17 protein-coding genes and 1 tRNA gene are annotated in these 15,216 nt (G+C 42.9%); 10 read left to right on the plus strand and 8 right to left on the minus strand.

Annotated features, from left to right (window positions below; translation table 11 throughout):
* Nucleotides 1-656 (minus strand): IS1634 family transposase (locus tag H6F92_RS23430; protein WP_190359700.1); only part of this gene is annotated, 656 nt, incomplete at its 3' end.
* A gap of 142 nt (nt 657-798) precedes the next feature.
* Between H6F92_RS23430 and H6F92_RS23435 the strand changes: the two genes are divergently transcribed.
* The 4 genes from H6F92_RS23435 to H6F92_RS23450 all read left to right on the plus strand — a co-directional run bounded on the left by H6F92_RS23435 (nt 799) and on the right by H6F92_RS23450 (nt 5,073).
* Nucleotides 799-1,464, plus strand: coding sequence for a hypothetical protein (locus tag H6F92_RS23435; protein ID WP_242030248.1), 666 nt, complete (start codon nt 799-801; stop codon nt 1,462-1,464).
* A 273-nt stretch (nt 1,465-1,737) separates the two neighbouring features.
* A complete protein-coding gene (locus H6F92_RS23440; RefSeq protein WP_190359701.1) occupies nt 1,738-2,754 on the plus strand; it encodes an Npun_R2821/Npun_R2822 family protein in 1,017 nt (338 codons plus the stop codon).
* A 270-nt stretch (nt 2,755-3,024) separates the two neighbouring features.
* Entirely contained in the window at nt 3,025-4,170 is a 1,146-nt protein-coding gene (locus tag H6F92_RS23445; protein ID WP_190359702.1) for a glycosyltransferase, read from the plus strand.
* 270 nt (nt 4,171-4,440) lie between these two features.
* Nucleotides 4,441-5,073 (plus strand): Uma2 family endonuclease, encoded by a 633-nt coding sequence (locus H6F92_RS23450; RefSeq protein ID WP_190359703.1) that lies wholly within the window; start codon nt 4,441-4,443, stop codon nt 5,071-5,073.
* 102 nt (nt 5,074-5,175) lie between these two features.
* On the opposite strand, the gene H6F92_RS23455 is transcribed toward H6F92_RS23450, so the two are convergent.
* Nucleotides 5,176-5,256 (minus strand) — tRNA-Leu (locus H6F92_RS23455).
* 73 nt (nt 5,257-5,329) lie between these two features.
* On the opposite strand from H6F92_RS23455, the gene lgt reads away from it, so the two are divergent.
* Nucleotides 5,330-6,181 carry a prolipoprotein diacylglyceryl transferase gene (gene lgt, locus H6F92_RS23460; protein ID WP_190359704.1) on the plus strand — a complete coding sequence of 284 codons (852 nt, stop codon included), beginning with the start codon at nt 5,330-5,332 and terminating at the stop codon, nt 6,179-6,181.
* A gap of 12 nt (nt 6,182-6,193) precedes the next feature.
* Nucleotides 6,194-7,144, plus strand: coding sequence for a branched-chain amino acid ABC transporter permease (locus tag H6F92_RS23465; RefSeq protein ID WP_190359705.1), 951 nt, complete (start codon nt 6,194-6,196; stop codon nt 7,142-7,144).
* A gap of 6 nt (nt 7,145-7,150) precedes the next feature.
* Here the strand turns inward: H6F92_RS23465 and H6F92_RS23470 are convergent, their stop codons facing one another.
* From H6F92_RS23470 to H6F92_RS23480, 3 genes are all read right to left on the minus strand, one after another.
* A complete protein-coding gene (locus H6F92_RS23470; protein WP_190359706.1) occupies nt 7,151-8,149 on the minus strand; it encodes a Gfo/Idh/MocA family protein in 999 nt (332 codons plus the stop codon).
* Between the two features lie 285 nt (nt 8,150-8,434).
* Nucleotides 8,435-8,710, minus strand: coding sequence for a hypothetical protein (locus H6F92_RS23475; protein WP_190359707.1), 276 nt, complete (start codon nt 8,708-8,710; stop codon nt 8,435-8,437).
* A gap of 376 nt (nt 8,711-9,086) precedes the next feature.
* Nucleotides 9,087-9,647, minus strand: coding sequence for a DciA family protein (locus H6F92_RS23480; RefSeq protein ID WP_190359708.1), 561 nt, complete (start codon nt 9,645-9,647; stop codon nt 9,087-9,089).
* Nucleotides 9,648-9,741: 94 nt separating this feature from the next.
* On the opposite strand from H6F92_RS23480, the gene H6F92_RS23485 reads away from it, so the two are divergent.
* The 3 genes from H6F92_RS23485 to H6F92_RS23495 all read left to right on the plus strand — a co-directional run bounded on the left by H6F92_RS23485 (nt 9,742) and on the right by H6F92_RS23495 (nt 12,373).
* On the plus strand, nt 9,742-10,638 hold the full coding sequence (locus H6F92_RS23485; protein ID WP_190359709.1) for a hypothetical protein: 897 nt from the start codon (nt 9,742-9,744) through the stop codon (nt 10,636-10,638).
* A 22-nt stretch (nt 10,639-10,660) separates the two neighbouring features.
* Nucleotides 10,661-11,317 carry a PspA/IM30 family protein gene (locus tag H6F92_RS23490; RefSeq protein WP_190359710.1) on the plus strand — a complete coding sequence of 219 codons (657 nt, stop codon included), beginning with the start codon at nt 10,661-10,663 and terminating at the stop codon, nt 11,315-11,317.
* A 279-nt stretch (nt 11,318-11,596) separates the two neighbouring features.
* Complete coding sequence (locus H6F92_RS23495; protein ID WP_190359711.1) at nt 11,597-12,373, plus strand: PspA/IM30 family protein; 777 nt, start codon at nt 11,597-11,599, stop codon at nt 12,371-12,373.
* A gap of 263 nt (nt 12,374-12,636) precedes the next feature.
* On the opposite strand, the gene H6F92_RS23500 is transcribed toward H6F92_RS23495, so the two are convergent.
* The 3 genes from H6F92_RS23500 to H6F92_RS23510 form a co-directional block, all read right to left on the minus strand.
* Complete coding sequence (locus H6F92_RS23500; protein ID WP_072927103.1) at nt 12,637-13,218, minus strand: hypothetical protein; 582 nt, start codon at nt 13,216-13,218, stop codon at nt 12,637-12,639.
* 6 nt (nt 13,219-13,224) lie between these two features.
* The gene (locus tag H6F92_RS23505) at nt 13,225-13,806 is read right to left on the minus strand and encodes a papain-like cysteine protease family protein (protein WP_052276289.1); all 582 of its coding nucleotides are present in this window, start codon (nt 13,804-13,806) and stop codon (nt 13,225-13,227) included.
* Between the two features lie 92 nt (nt 13,807-13,898).
* On the minus strand, nt 13,899-14,225 hold the full coding sequence (locus H6F92_RS23510; protein ID WP_052276288.1) for a hypothetical protein: 327 nt from the start codon (nt 14,223-14,225) through the stop codon (nt 13,899-13,901).
* Nucleotides 14,226-14,460: 235 nt separating this feature from the next.
* On the opposite strand from H6F92_RS23510, the gene H6F92_RS23515 reads away from it, so the two are divergent.
* Entirely contained in the window at nt 14,461-14,976 is a 516-nt protein-coding gene (locus H6F92_RS23515; RefSeq protein WP_052276287.1) for a helix-turn-helix domain-containing protein, read from the plus strand.
* The last annotated feature ends 240 nt before the right edge of the window (nt 14,977-15,216 follow it).

Here is a 15,216-nt window from a genome sequence, read left to right on the forward strand (position 1 = left end):
TCTCGGGCGATTTGACCAAAAACCGCTTTGTCCGCTTCATTTCCGTCCCCTACTTTCAGGAATAAAGGTACATCTCCATCCCCACTTACGATTAAGTCAATCATAAATTGTTTTAAGTCAGGTCTTCGGTCGCGGGAGTATCCGTAGGTAATTTTTATTGGCTGTTGTCTGGTTTCAATTTCTTCTCCCACTGCTCCTGATTTCAGGATTTCTACTGTTGGGTATTCCTTTTTATATTCTCCTTCTACTGATAGAGAAGTCGAATCTAAATGGGAGTTCTCGGTTGCTACACCAAATTTTTTCACGGCGGCTAAACTGATGAGTAGGAAAATGACCGAAACATTAAGTTGATAAAGTTTGTCCATTACTCGACCAATTTTATCATCATTCAAGTGCTTGGGTTCGATGCCCTCTCCCAGCAGATGTTCGGTTGCTTTATCTTCAAAAAATTGAGGAAATAAATACAATGCCCCGGAGACAAATCCCAATCCGTTCAGGATAATTGCTTTCACTACTTGCCCCGCTGTGACAATTTCTCCTCGCTCAATTGAGACTTGTTCGTTGATAATTTCAACGATTCCTATTTCATCGATAATTCCGGCTACTAATCCCAGATGGTCTAGATTTTTGACTTCAATTTCTGTTGATTGATTCATGGTCGAACAGTCCACTCGCCTCAGTTTTCCAACAATTCCTATTTTTTCATCATTAGGGGTCTCAAGACCCCCCTAGCGGCCACCGAGAAAACCTTCACCAGCTAGGTATTTTTACTCAAGTCTCTGGAGGGGGACAGCTTATGTGACAGTTGAGGGTGCGGAATGTGGGTTGGAACACCATTTCAACTTTATCTTTGTCTGTTTACCGTCCTCCCATCCGACTCTCTATGAGTGGGTTTCTTTCCTGGAGGCTAATCAAGAAGTCAAAACCACTCAACAGCGACGTTGGAATGGGCGATACTTTGAAATTTGGGACTATCGTTATCTCAATCAAGTCCCCCTGCGCGAACAACAACCCGCCTTACTGGTCAATTGGTGTGAGGTGACCGTTAAGCGCGAGTCGGATGGTCAACTTCTCTATCGCAATAGCTGGATTACTAACCACGACCTGACTCCCCAACGGGTCATTCTGGTCTGCGCTGCTGGACGGAGCCGTTGGCGAACCGAAAATGAGAATCACAATGTGCTCAAAACTCGGGGCTATCATTTGGAGCATAATTTTGGACATGGTCAGCAACATTTGTCCTCTTTTCTGTTGACCCTCAATCTCCTGGCTTTCTTATTTCATACTGTTCTGCATCTAGTCGATGAACGCTATCAACGGGCTCGGATGCAAAGGGGGACTCGCAGAGGCTTTTTTAACGATGTTCTTTGCTTAACCAAGTATCTGCTGTTTGAAGGCTGGCACCACCTTTTAGACTTTATGCTCGATGAGGCCATCCCTGTTACTCGCGTTAATTCTTCTTGATTTTGGATGGGGAGCTACAGGGCAAAAGCGTTTTGTATTCTGTATTCCTTGCTACATTCTGAATTTGGAATTGCTGATCTTTCAAGCTTGATTTGATTTTTTCAGTCAGTTCAGTTACCATAGTTGAGAGTGGGAGTAACAAGTTGCTTCTCTAGTCTAGATGGTAATTTATTAATACGCAAGTCCCTAATTCGTTGCTAGGTCTTGCCGGAGCCGGTCTCTAAATCGGTTAACTGTGATGTAAATATTTTTAGATGCGAGCAGTAGAAACTTATGAGCAACGGAATCTGTACTTTGGCTAATGATCGGGTTTACGATCAGCTAGTGGCTTTGCTGAATAGCATTGAGGCGAATGGGGGAAAAGACTTACCAGTCTGTGTCTACCCCTACGATGACCAAACCGAGGAAATTGCCAAGCTAATCGCTCAACGCCCCCAAGTTGAACTGTATCGCGAGCGGGAGTCGATGGAGAGGTGGGATAATTTTGCCAAAGCAGCCTGGGATTCCCATCCTACAGCCCGCATTAGGTGGCAGCAAGCGGGAAGCAATGGCTATCATCGTTTTGGTACCCATCGTCGCTACTGTGCCTTTGACGGCCCCTTTGACCGATTTGTCTATATGGATGCGGATACCTTACTTTTGTCTCCCATAGACTATTTCTGGGAAAAGCTAGATGATTATGATTGTGTTGTCTACGACTATCAGTATAAAGATACCTCCCACGTCTATGAAGTTAGTTCACCAAAATTACTGCAAATATTCTCCGAAGAACGGATTAAAAAAGAGATTTTCTGTTCAGGAATCTATGCTTCTAAAAAAAACTTATTTGAGGAAGAAAAGAGAAATTGGATTCTGGAACAATTGCGTTCAGGAGAGTCAGAGGTTATCTATCCCATGGCCCCAGATCAGACCCTTCTCAACTATATGATGATGAAAACAGGTACTGCTATATATAATTATGCTTTGAATACTCCTCCAGAAAAGAGAGTGGGTAACTGCGTTACCGATCCCAAATTTGTCGAAAAAGATAATTTACTGTATGACAAAGGATATAGGTTAATTTACCTTCATTATATTGGGATTTCCAGCAGTTTCTTTACTAGATGTTGCCAGGGAGAAAATATAGATTTTCCCTATCGCAGTTTATTTTTATATTATCGCTATCTCTACGAACCTGAAAATTATCCTCAATTTAAATCCAGTCCTGTCTGGTACAATCAACCTAAAAGTTTAGGAAAAAGAATGAAGGAAAAATTAAAGAAAATAGTCAGTAGAGTTTTTTCTGGATAATAATAAGTCGTTAACTCATTCAGGTAATGCCGTACCAGCTAAATCTACTTAACTGGCTCTCTAATTTCGTGGTATCCTAAATACCAATGGTTCTCTTGGGTTCTGCTGGCAAATCGTTCTATATGATACCTATTAGCCGCAACCATGAATGCTCCTAAATCAGGACGAAAACCGGGAAGGTAGGGACAGAAGCTATTTTGTCGAGTAGAGGATAAACAAGAGAGCCAAGCAATTGTTAAAACAAGTATTTCGTATATTGGTGGTTAAAAAATGCTGAAAAAAACTATTGGAGTCTATATGCCCTATTTTATGGGAGGAGGTGCTGAAGCTGTGGCTCTCTGGATACTAGAAGCTTTAAAAGAAAAATATGACTTAACTCTTTTCACCTTTTACTATCCAGACTGGGAAAAGCTAAATAAGTTGTATGAAACATCCCTCAGTCCCAAAGAAGTTAAAGTTGTTTCTGTATTACCAAAAAGTTGGCAAGGCATCTCAGAGTTTCTCATCAGTAATAATCCTCATTTTCGGCAGATATCCATTCATTTAAGCCTGCGTTATTTAAAAGAAAGAGCCAAAAATTATTCCTTGGTGCTATCAGCTTGTAATGCGGCCGATCTAGGCGTACCAGGAATCCAATATATCCATTGGGTTAAAGTCCTTGAAGGTGGTAAAATACACCAGAATATGCCCTACCTAAATATCTCCAATTTTTCTGTAGATAACCTCAAAAAGAATCTATCTATTTCTAACTCTTTTGATGTAGCCAAAGCAGTCAAAGAAGTTTACGGTCTTGATAGTACCGTTATCTATCCCCCAGTGGTCATTCCTGTTAAGGATATTGCTCGGGAGCAAAAAGAGAATGCTTTTGTAATTAGCGGTAGGTTAACAGTAGATAAAAGTCCAGATTTCGGCATTAAAGTCTTAAAAGCAGTGCGGGAGAGAGGATTTTCCATCAAACTCCATATAACTGGGGGTGCTGGGGGAGCTTTTAATAAAAAGTATCAACACTATATTGAACAATTGGTAGCTGAAAATTCCGACTGGATTCAACTGTATAAGGATCTTCCCTATGCAGATTATTGTAATATACTGTACAAATGTAGGTATGGTATCCATCCCAAGAAAGACCAGTTTGGTATCTCCGTAGCCGAAATGGTGAGAGCAGATATCATTCCCTTTGTACAGAAAATAGGAGGTCAAACTGAAATCGTCGGTAAGCACAATACAGAATTGCAATTTAACAGTATGGAAGAAGCAGTAGAAAAGATTATTGCAGTAATTAGTAATGAAAAGAAACAGGAAGAGCTTTTAATGTCCCTCTCCCATCAAAAGTCTCTTTTTTCATCAGAGAAATTTCAAAGGGAAATCAGTCAATTTGTGGATAATTATTTCTCTGACAACGTTTCCGAAACCTAGGCAAGAGATTCTAACGCTTGCACATACTATGTGGCTACATCATCCCAAGTCCACAAGTGGGGAGCATCTCACTTGTGCAACAAGTATTAATGCTTGTGGCTGTCAAAAACTATAAAACCTTGAACTTTAAACCCCAACTAAGTTGAGACCCGTAGTTTTTCCTCCTCTATTTTAAGATGAGTTTTACTCCATAAGTGATCGGCCAAAACGAGAGGCGCGCTATATTGATCACTATTCTAAAATGGAAGCATGGGATTTTTGCTTGAATCTATGACTGTAACACTGCTCGCACCACCGGCTGAAATAATTCACCTGTCAGGGATTAGCTGGGAAACCTACGAAACGCTGCTAGAAGAAATGAGCGATCGCCGTCTGCGGCTGACCTACAATCGTGGCAATTTAGAAATCATGGCTCCTTCCCCAGAACACGAATTTAGTAAAACCCTCATCGGTCGCTTTGTCGAAACCCTAGCGGAAGAATCAGTAGTCCCGATTTATCCCCTTGGTTCTACCACCTTTAAACGCCCTAAATTGAGTGGTGCAGAACCAGATGAATGCTTTTACATTGATAATATTGAGGCGGTTCGGGGGAAAAAGCGACTGGACTTAAATGAAGACCCTGCACCGGATTTAGTCATAGAAATTGATGTCACCAGCAGTTCTCAAAATCGCCTTCAGGTTTATGCAGATCTAGGCGTGGCAGAGGTTTGGGTTTATAATGGGGAATCTCTGGTTATCCAACAATTACAAAATGGCACTTATATCACCTCCCCAACCAGTCAGTTTTTTCCTAATTTACCCATCTTAGAAATTGCTATATTTTTACAACCAGCTGGCCAGACAGATTACCTAGAGTTAGTAAAAGCATTTCGGAATTGGGTAAGAAGTCAGCTGAAAAAATAAATCTGAACCGGAGTCTCAAAAATGGAAATTAACAAGTTTCCCCTTTTGGGTCGTCGGTCGTCAACACCAAATTAGGTTACACTTCATCGACCCGAAGGTTAATGCGGATGGAGGGACTCGAACCCACACATCAAAGACACTAGAACCTAAATCTAGCGCGTCTACCAATTCCGCCACATCCGCAAATATGTCACCGTATTCCATCATAGCATAAGATACTATAGGAAAGATAAAATTTTTTATTCTTAATAATTTTATGCTCTTAGGTTTTGTTTTTCAGTCTCCTGGCCCGATTCTCTGGGAGATTGGACCGATTTCGGTGCGCTGGTATGGATTTCTGATTGCTATGGCGGTATTATTCGGTGTCACCCTCTCCCAGTACCTCGCCCAAAAAAGAGCGATCAATCCCGATTTAATCGCTGATTTGGCCATTTGGTTAGTAGTAGGGGCCATACCTGCAGCTCGTTTGTACTATGTTATTTTTCAGTGGCAAGAATACGCGCAAAATCCTGCTGATATTATCGCCATTTGGAAGGGAGGTATCGCTATTCACGGGGCAATTATCGGGGGTTTGCTGGCAGCCCTAATCTTTGCCCGCATTAATCGGGTTTCTCTTTGGCAATTACTCGATCTGGTGGCCCCTTCAGTTATTCTCGGTCAAGCGATTGGACGTTGGGGTAACTTTTTTAATTCGGAAGCTTTTGGCAGTCCGACTAATTTACCTTGGAAGTTGTTTATTCCTCCCGCTAGTCGTCCTTTAGAATATATCACCGTCGATTATTTTCACCCCACTTTTCTCTACGAATCTCTTTGGAATCTGGGAGTTTTTGCCCTACTCATCTATCTATTTTTCTGGGGTTTAAAACACCCCAGTAAATTAAAAATTGGCACCCTTACCCTAGTCTATTTTATCGCCTACAGTCTAGGTAGATTTTGGATTGAGGGACTACGCACCGATAGTTTAATGTTTGGTCCTCTGAAAATGGCGCAAATAATTAGTTTAGGAGCGATCGCTGTCGGTCTTTTCGGTTTATTCTGGTTATATAAACTGCAGCGTCCTTTACCGGATGTGGTGGCGACCGTCAGTTATAATCAAAAGTTACCCTAGCTAACCCTGACAATGGATCTAGTAACGATTTTTCAACAGGTTTTAAACGGTTTATCGATCGGTAGTGTCTATGCTATTTTCGCCCTTGGTTACACTTTGATTTTTTCCATTTTAGGGATTATCAATTTTGCCCATGGCGCAATTTTTACCCTCGGTGCCTATTTTACCTACGCTCTAACGGGGGGAGTTTTCGGTTTTAATGGTTTATTAGCTAATGCCAAATTACCCTTTTCCTTGCCCTTTTTTTTAGCACTTTTGCTAGGCTGTATCCTTTCAGGTTTCACCTCGGTTCTTCTGGAAAGATTAGCCTTCAAACCCCTCCGGGTACGGGGTTCCGATTCTCTCTTAACTCTGGTTTCTAGCCTAGGGGCAGCCGTGGTGATTGTCAATGTTATTCAATACTTATTCGGAGCAGAAATTTATACTTTTCCCGATGGTATTTATGGCAATCTTCCCCCAGCAATTAATTTTGGTACAGCCGATCGCCCCGTGGCAATTCGCACAATTCAGATTATTATTTTTCTGGTTTCAGCAGTGATGGTAGCTTTACTAACTTACTGGGTTAATTTCACCAAAATGGGCAAAGCTTTACAAGCGGTAGCTGAAGATGTCACCACGGCCAGTTTGTTGGGGATCAATCCCGAAAAATTTATCGTGATTACCTTTTTTATTAGTGGTGCCTTGGCAGGTTTAGCAGGAACTTTAGTCGGTTCTAGTGTTAGTATCGCTGGCCCCTATTTCGGTATTGCTTTCGGATTAAAAGGTTTAGGAGTGATTGTTTTAGGAGGATTGGGAAGTATCCCCGGAGCGGTCATCGGTGGTTTATTATTGGGTATTGCCGAAGCTTTTGTTCCCGCAGAATATTCCGGTTATCGAGAAGCAATCGCTTTTGCTATTCTTTTTATTATGTTGTTAGTTCGTCCCCAGGGTTTACTAGGTAGAAAGTTGATTCAAAAAGTCTAATTCGGTTTAATTGGAACCGAGAAAAACTGTTTTTCCCGATAAGGAAGATTGATAGGCAGCGTAGGCCACTTCTAGGGCATAAAGACTGGCTTGGGGAGTAACATAAAGTGGAATCCGATCGAACAGATAATCTAACACCATGGCGGTATCTTTGGCAAAAAGACCGCGACGGGTTTCCACTTCTAAAGCTTGACTACCTTCACTATTAATTAACTGCCCTGTTTCCCCTTCAAAAATTAAGCTGCCCGCCTCGCCATGAATAGTGAAAGTTCGCTCATTTTGCCAAAAAACTTCGCCTTTGCCGTAGGTAACTTCGGCAATTAAGCCATTTTTAAATAATAACTGCGCCTCACACAAACAGGCCAGAAAATAATCAGATTCCGGAGCATTCCAATAACGACAATGACAGGATACGGACTCCACTTCCCCAAATAAATTAGTCAAGCGATGGATACGGGAAAGGGCAGCGATCAAAGGAAAACCGAATAAATCCCGATGAAATGTCCAGCGCCGGGGTGCTGGTCTGCCGGGGGCGATTGTGGTATAACGGGCCAGGTGGATATTACCGAGGCTGGCTAAATACTGCTGTTGGGTTTGATGCAGTCCTCCCAAAAGTTCGATATGTTCGACGTGCAGTAATTTGTTCTCGGTTTCGGCTAGGGTGATTAATTCTGCTGCCGCTGCCGGGTGAAAAGCTAGGGGATACTCGACGATAACGTGCTTACCGGATTTTAAGGCAGTACGGGCGATCGAGGCATGGGACTGATTAACATTGGCAACGACAATCAGATCGAGATCGGGATGGCTGGCCAGGCTTACTGCCGAATCTAGGGCAGAAATTTGGTATTTTTGCGAGAAATTAGCGATCGATTCGGGACTATTACCACTAAAATACAGAAGCTGGGCGCGATCATCGGCTTGCAAGCTTTCAGCGCGACGTTGAGCGGCGAACCCTGTGCCAACTATACCAATTTTTAAGGGACGATGAGAAGTCATCAGGGGCATTCTGGCGACATTAATTATCGGGAAGTGGGGTGTGAGGTGCGGGGTGTGGGGTATGGGGTGTGGGGCGTGGCGAGATAGGGGAATTTCAACTAATACCCCAAAACCCTAAAACCCCAACTCTCAACTCCTCAATACTTTCTACAGCAATTCTGCTTTTCCTAGCTTTATCTTGGCAATCAACTCATCTATTATCTCAAAAATAGCACCCGAAAAGATGTGGGAGGGTGAATTCATATTTTAAATGGGCAACGCCAATTTTTTGCTTCTGTTTAGGCCCCAGATATTCTAAACTGCGATCGGTTGTCGGGGAGCTTGACGACGAGGGGAAACCACCACGGGAGTGGGCGACACTGCACAGGTTAATTCTAGAGACTGTTCTAAACTAACCACCCGATTGAGTTGTTGCCATTCAGTACTAAAAGGAGGCATCGCTAGAGCGCAGGCTTTCCAATGAGCTTCGACGGGAACATCTAGTTGTTGACAAGTGCCACCGCGCCGACCTTGGGTTTGATAGTATCGGCAGTATCGACAGGAAGAGGTAAGAAAGTTTGCGGCTTGCATGGGTTGGCTTTAAAAGGAAGATGATTATAGGGAACTCAAGGGATGACTCTCTTTTCGCTCTGTGTAATATTGTCCTACCCTGTGCCAAGGGTATTTTCCTGACTACCACAGCTAGAACTGATATGCCATATAGTTTTTAGTGATCCCCAAAAAAAATTTTATTTTTAGAATCTTTTAATAGTTACTTTGCAAAAAGCAGCATTGTCTCAAAACTGAGGAGTTAAACTCAGTTGTGGCCGAGGTTATCGGCTCTAGTATCGGCGATAACAAAGCGGGGATCAAGCCTTAGCTCGATAGAATTGATGAATACAGGTTCAATTAAGACAGAAAAGATCGGCCTATTGATTCCTGACTCAAAACCACTCTTTCCACAAGACTATAAAAAAATTGCATCTTTTACCCCGCCCGACTGGGCAAAACAAAAAGCACAACATTGCCAACGCTCAAGCTCTCCGGAGGGACTGGGAGACTGACAACGAGGACAAATCGGCCAAGATCGGCTTCTATGACGTATTTTCTGGCTCCAACTCTCTAAACCGTCCGGTTGCTGGGGATTTTCTGGCGGTTTTTCTGGGGTGACATAACTAGGATGATCTCTCAGGGATTTAGGTGCGATCGCTTCTAGCGGAATTAACTGACTATCCTGCTGCCAACGGGCAGCAGAAAAGCGGATATCGCTCAAGGGAGTCTCTAACTGACTATTAAGCCGTTTTAATAAGCTATAGCGTTGTAAAGACAATTCCTGCGCTAAAGCGGCACTACTGGTAGCCACCGATAAAACCCCGCGATTGAGGGAAAAAGGCCGGGTTTGCGCGAGCAGACGGGGATTAATAATTTTTGGCCATAATTGCAGCACTCGATCGTAGTGGCGATATTCTTCCCAACCCGCCTGTTGAGTAATAGCCGCTAAAATTTTGTCAAGAGAATGTAAAGACATCGGGAAAATCTAGGGAATACCACGTTAGACTAGGACGAAAAAACCTGCTAACTTTTCAGCATAACCTTTAATACCCCTGCCCTAGTTATCCGCCATGAAATCCGATCGATCCCCATCCTCCCAAGATTCCTCTCTCTCGATCGTCCATCAACCCAGTTTAGCCATCGATCCCGCTCAGGAACCAGAACACCTAGAAGCTTCTATCATTAAAGTCTATCCCCCAGCTAAAGATGTCTTTTTTACCCCTTGGGGTGTCGGAGCAATGGTGATCTTTTTAATTGCTAATATTCTCCTCAGTCTCAATCAATGGTTAACCAGCACCCCCCCCACCCCGAGGAAAGCTGAGAATTCCCTGCTGGGGCAGCGCAAAAATAACTCCCGCCACCTCGATCGATTGATAGCGATCGCTCGTCCAGTGCAGAAAACTCCTCAAACCAGTCCGATCGCTAATATTCCCGCTGCTCCCGTTAAAACTAGCCCGATAACTAATATTACCGCCCCACCGGTGGTTCAGAGTCCCCCCAGGGCTAGAAATCTGACTAATGCCCTCTTACCCCCGAATCCGCCACCGTCCCCAATGCCGGCCCATCAATTACCCGTCAGTAAGCTCAAGCAATCTTTACCCGTCGCCCCCCCGGACCCCGGCACTCCGCCCGTATCTTCCCTAGTTTCGGCACCACCGCCACCACCGCCCCAAGTCACCCCTGCACCCTCGACTGCGATCATTAACGAACGAATGTTAGAGGAATTGCGCCAAAGGGAAGAATCACCCGCTAATTTACCCTTTTTTCAACGGGAAAAAGCCCGTCGTCTGGCTAATCAAAACCGACAGGATGCCACGGAGTTAATGAAACAGTTACCGCCAGAATTACAAGTATCCCCTTCTCCCTCTCCCAGTAGTCCGGCACCTTCAGAAACAGCCAATCCGTCCCAGTCCCCCGTCCCTAGTTCTATCATTATTGATAGGAGCGGCACTTCGGTAAACTATTAGGGTTGGTATCGGGAGGACGGCAATGGGTTTGTTCGATCGCATGGGCCAAGCAATTCGCGCCCAAGTCAATAGTCTGATTCAGGAAAATCAAGATCCAGAAAAACTACTGGAAAAGGCGATCTTGGCGATGGAAGGGGAATTGATCCAAATGCGACAAGCCCTGGCGGCAGCCGTCGCTACCCAGAAACGCACCGAGCGCCAACGACAACAACAGGAAAAAGCGGCTCAAACTTGGCACGAACGCGCCCAATTAGCCCTAAATCACGGTAACGAGGAACTCGCCCGCCAAGCTTTGACTCAATGGCAAACCTATCAAAGTCAGATCACCCCCCTACAAACCTCCCTGCAACAACAGACGGCTATTATACAAAAGTTAAAGAAAGAACTCTTGACAATTGAACGCAAATATGCTGAGATGAAAGCACAGAAAAGCCTTTATCTGGCCAGATTGCGATCGGCGAGTGCCAGTCAAAAAGCTCAAGAAATTATGGGCAGTTTGAACAGCAGTCAGATGGGGACTATTTTCGAGAAATTAGAAGCAAAAGTCTTAGAAGCTGAATCCCAAGCCGATTTAATCCAGTATAAAGACCCCTTAGAGCGACAATTCCAAGATTTGGAGGGACAAAAACAAATTGAAGCCGAATTACTCAAGTTAAAACAAGAAAACTTGGATGAGTGATGTGGGGTGTAGGGTGTAGGGTGTGGGGTGTGGGGTGTGACCCCCCCAAACCCCCCCGACATCGGGGGGGCAGGGGGGGTGTGGGGTGTGGGGTGTAGGGTGTGGGGTGTGGGGAAAAAAAAGCTGTCTCCTGACTCTTGACTCCTGACTGTTGACTCCTAACTCCTATCCCCTATCCTAGCTCTCGTGGTTTATATTGGATAATAAGCCGTTAGGCAAGATGGGAAATTTTAAGAACAGTTAACTGATTTAGTACACACCGAGAGGAACAAGAGCGTCATGGGTTTATTCGATCGCCTTAGCCGAGTTGTCCGAGCTAACCTCAATGATATGGTGAGCAAGGCTGAAGATCCAGAAAAAATGCTGGAGCAAGCTGTCAGTGATATGCAAGAGGATCTAGTACAGGTACGTCAAGCGGTCGCTAGAGCGATCGCTGAACAACGACAAACGGAACAAAAATACAGCAAAGACCAGTCAGAAGCCAATAAATGGGAACAAAGGGCCAAATTAGCCCTTTCTAAAGGGGATGAAAACCTCGCCCGAGAAGCTCTTAAACGCAAGAAAGATTTCACGGAAACCGCCGCCATTCTCAAAAATCAACTGGATCAGCAAACGGTACAGGTAGAAAGTCTGAGAAAAAATTTGATTGCGCTCGAAAGTAAGATTTCTGAGGCAAAAACCAAGAAAAATATGTTAGTAGCTCGCTCCAGAGCCGCAAAAGCTAACGAAGAACTCCAAAAAACCCTCGGCAGTATCGATACCAGTAGTTCCATGTCCGCTTTTGAGCGCATGGAAGCAAAAGTTATCGAGTCAGAAGCCCGTGGTCAAGCGATCGGTGAAATCAGTGGTGTCGGCATCGAACAGGAATTCGCTAGACTAGAATCGGGTAGCGATGTGGATGATGAATTAGCAATGCTAAAAGCACAAATGTCCGGGGGAGCATTACCCGGTACAGCTTCTAGTAGTCAACCCACTTTACCCCAAGCAACCACCGTCAGGGATTCGGCAGTGGATGCGGAATTAGAGGAATTGCGATCGAAGTTAAAAGAACTGTAAAACTTTGAGAGCGTCGAGACGTATTATCTACGGTACGTCTCTATTTATTAATTTTGTTGTTGAGATAGGGAATAAGCTAAGACGCATTTTAACCGCCTATCCTTAGATTAGTTCTCCCCCAATCCCTTTACTGTTGCCTCTTGCCTCATCTCAACAAGCAATTTAAATACGCGGGCAGCTTATCCCTGTTGTTAGTGCCGCACAATGGCAGCTTTGTCGATATTAAACATCTGATTAGGTTTTGCCGAGCAGAATTATCCACCCTATTCCGTTAATCCTTCAGCGTGTTTAACCGAGCGTAGTTGGTTAAGAAATTGCTCTATTTCTTGAGGTTTATCAATCCTGGGCGGTAAATTAAAGCCATATTCAAGAGGAGCATCAATAACAAGAATTTTTTGATTATTGATGTTACTTTCGTCAATCAACCATAAAGCATGGGTTTGATAAGCTGGAATCACTAATAATCTGACTATGATATTTTCTTCAGGGATATTTTCATCAATCCAGCTAATAGCTTGATCGAATTTTTCTGCTAATTCCGATTGAAAAATTCCATCCACAGACCAATCTGTAGGTTCACTGCCAAGGCTGCTAGAGCGAGCATAGGCGATCGGGGTATTATCTGATTTTACTTGCAGATGCCATTGCCCTGATGGACGAGCTAAACGGGTTAAATCGTTGCTTGGTTCAACCACTGCATTTGCGGGTAGATTCCAGACATCTACACTTTCATGCAAAGCAGGGGAAACTGCACCGAGAGACTCAGTTATTCTAGACAAGCTAAAACCTACTTTTCTTTGTAATTGAGTTAAAACGTCATCGGGTAAAGTTTTAAAATGTGCCATTTTAGTTTATCTCCTAATATTAATCCATGTCCATCGCCATTGACCTTCGCCATAGGCAGTTTTAACTCGATCGTAGGGAATAATTATTTCACCCCGCCAAGGATCATAAATGATGACCTGGGGGACTGAATCAATTATATCCCAACCGACTGCTAAAACAGCATGACCTCCTCCTCCATTCCATTTAAAACCGATTTCTACTGCACGTTGATTATCAAGTTCAGTTTGTAAGGTGGTAAATTCAATCAAACCATTAATATAAATTGGATTAAAACTATACCTTACCCACATAGGAGCAATATTAAGAATCGGCAAGGGTTTATTGCATAATGAACTATTAGGTGAACTGCAACAACCTGTTAATTCAAAAGCAACATTGGCAAGGTTACATTGCTGTGTTGTGATGTCATCATTTTGCTGAAAAACCATCTGCATTGAAGCCGCCCAACACCATTGGGTTTGTTCTTGTTTAATCCAAGTGATTTTGTTAATTCTAGTGGCTTGCCCTAGGGTATCATCGCTGACAAAAGCTACAAAAGCTGCTGCTTGTAAAATGATCGGCTTTCCTTGTTCAACTCTTAAAGGCATCGATTTTTTCTGGGAGTGATATAAAGTAATTGGAAAAAGAGTAACTCAGCAGCATAACTTTGTTACTCTTGATTATCATTAGAACAGTGATTCTAAAACGTAGCATTAATAGAAATTCCAACAGACACACCACCTAGAGCATTTTCCCCCGTCTGAGCAAGGGTAACTACTCTCTGAGGAAGAGTTTTAGGAGGTGTTTCCCAGTCTAGATTAATTGCAGCACCTGTAATTAATTTTGTCCAATCAGGAGCGGCACCATCTCCTATGGTTTCTCCCACTGCATCCACAAGTGCATCAGCAATAACTTTAGCTAAACCTTTACTTGCTGCAGATAAAAAGACTTTGGCAGCTTCTTCAGGAGTGCCTCCTAAGCTACCACTTAAGTCAGCAGGTAATTGAATACCGTCAATTTTCGCCATATTTAACACTCTACTTTCATTTGATGTTTTTAGTCTATCCGACTAACATAAAAATAACATTTGGATCGACTATCAATATGTTCTTTAATTAATTCTTCATTTTTTTATTTATTAAATGCTAGTTACTAAACGGTAAACAACGGATATTGTCGGGATTTTTATTAAGCCTCTTTACAAAAGTCGGATAATAACGGATAATGACGGTAATCTAGCTGAGGGCAAAAAAGTCATTAACATGGATACTCAAGAGATTTTTAAACTTATTGATGAGGTGGTTTTTAGGCAAACAGGAAAACACCTAGATACTTTACAATTGGGGATTTTAAAAAGCGTTTTTAATGGTTATAAATATGCTCAAATCGCCCAAGATTATAAATGCAGTGAAGGTCATGCTAGAGATAAAGCCTATGAACTTTGGCACATTCTCTCAGAAGCATTAGGCGAAGATTTAAACAAATCAAATGTTCGATCAGCAATTGAAAGATTAATAATTACTAATAGTAGCAATAACTTGGTTAATTCTGGACAAATTGACAAACTTAATTTTTGTCCTAACTCCCCTCAATCTCCTGAAAACTTAGCCACGGATAATTCTGATATAATTGAAACCGAAAACTTGATAATTGAAGAAAAATTAAAAGAAGCAAAACTAGAAACCGTTCCCAGACTGGTGCAATTAGGGCTAACTGCTGAACAAATTGCTCAAGCCCTCGATTTGCCTTTGTCATTAATTTTAGAAACTTTAAGGTAATTTCTTAATGGATAGCACAATAGTTTTTTTTCAAAATCTCACAAAGAATCGAGGCAATGTTATCCCTGACTGACGGACACAAGTGGGTCAAAACCTGACAAGACAAGGGTTGCCAAAAAGAAAAATATCTGGGTAGATAGGGAAAAAGCAAGAATCCCTACAAGATGAAAACCGAGAACAGAATCTTCTCCCAAGTTTATTCCTATCTAGAACAAGGAAGCCGATTTGTGGATAAAAGAC

This window comes from Microcystis wesenbergii FACHB-1317 (assembly GCF_014696875.1).
GTDB classification, from domain to species: Bacteria; Cyanobacteriota; Cyanobacteriia; order Cyanobacteriales; family Microcystaceae; genus Microcystis; species Microcystis wesenbergii_A.